At 72.3% G+C, this 1,463-nt stretch carries 2 protein-coding genes; both read left to right on the plus strand.

The genetic code is table 11. The annotated features are described in order from the left end of the window. The first annotated feature begins 89 nt into the window (after nucleotides 1-89). On the plus strand, nucleotides 90-857 hold the full coding sequence (locus tag G6023_RS04770; RefSeq protein WP_067715669.1) for an isoprenyl transferase: 768 nt from the start codon (nucleotides 90-92) through the stop codon (nucleotides 855-857). Further along, nucleotides 857-1,463, plus strand: a 607-nt coding sequence (locus G6023_RS04775; RefSeq protein WP_187699960.1) for an MOSC domain-containing protein, incomplete at its 3' end; no start/stop codon positions are given. The genes G6023_RS04770 and G6023_RS04775, both read left to right, overlap by 1 nt.

Genomic DNA, 1,463 nt, shown 5'->3' on the forward strand with positions numbered 1-1,463 from the left:
CGCCGCCCCCGTCGCCGGTGCGGTCGGCCCGGGGTCGGCGGCCCGAGGGGCACCACTGGGCGGGCGACGCCGCGCGGTACCCTTTCCGCGTGGCCGTCTCCTTCCCCCTGTACTCGCTGTACGAAGCGCGCCTCCGCGCCTCGTTGGACGAGTCGAGGCTGCCGCGGCACATCGCCGTGATGGCGGACGGGAACCGCCGGTGGGCACGCGAGGCGGGGTTCACCGACGTCGCGCACGGTCACCGGGCGGGCGCGGTCAAGATCGCCGAGATGCTGGGCTGGTGTGACGACCTCGGTGTGGACGTCGCCACCATCTACCTGCTCAGCACGGAGAACCTCGGTCGCGATGCCGAGGAACTCGATGAACTGCTGCAGATCATCGCGGACGTGGTGGACGAGATCACCGGCCCGGGGAAGAACTGGGAGGTCCGGATCGTCGGGCGTCTCGAGGTGCTGCCGGACTGGCTCGCCGAGCGACTGCGCCACGCCGAGCAGGTGAGCAGGGGCAGGCCGGGCGTCAAGGTCAACGTCGCGGTGGGGTACGGCGGCCGACAGGAGATCGCCGACGCCGCCCGCGAGCTGGTCCAGGAGCTGATCGACAAGGGCTGCAGCGGGCAGGAGCTGGTCGACGCGATCACCGTCGACGGCATCGGCGAGCACCTCTACACCTCGGGCCAGCCCGACCCGGACCTCGTCATCCGCACCTCCGGCGAGCAGCGGCTCTCGGGCTTCCTGCTGTGGCAGAGCGCGTATTCGGAGATCTGGTTCACCGAGGCGTACTGGCCGGCGTTCCGGCGGGTCGACTTCCTCCGGGCGATGCGCGAGTACGGAGCCCGCAACCGTCGGTTCGGTCAGTGATGGTCGGCGCGGAAACGGAGCGCGCGCCGATCACCGTGGGCGAGGTGTTCACCGTCCGCGCCGTGTGCGTGGTGGACCAACTGCTCGAGGTGCCCGGCCGGGTCGGCGTCACCGCGATCGACAAGCGCCCCGTCGACGGCCCCGTCCAGGTGCGCGAGTACGGCCTCCACGGCGACGTCCAGGCAGACCGCCAGCACCACGGCGGGGTGTGGAAGGCCGTCTACCTGCTGTCGGAGTCCGACGTCGAGCAGTGGGAGCCCGAGTTCGGCGGCCCGATCCCGCCCGGGTACTTCGGCGAGAACCTGCGCATGACCGGCGTCGACACCTCGCAGTTGCAGATCGGCACCGTGCTGGAGGTGGGCCGCCTGCGCATGGAGGTCACGACGCCGCGGATCCCGTGTCAGACCTTCGGCCACCACGTGGGCAAGCCGCGCTGGGTGCGGCGCTTCACCGAGGGCGGGCGCCCGGGCGCGTACGCGCGGGTCCTCGCCGCGGGCCCCGTCGAGGCCGGGGACGAGATCCGGGTGGTCGCCGTGCCCACGCACGGGGTCACGATCGGGCGGGTCTTCGCCGGGGTCGACGACGACGAGGCCCGGCGGCTCCTCG

This window comes from Dietzia sp. DQ11-71, assembly GCF_014144995.1.
Classification (GTDB): Bacteria; Actinomycetota; Actinomycetes; order Mycobacteriales; family Mycobacteriaceae; genus Dietzia; species Dietzia kunjamensis.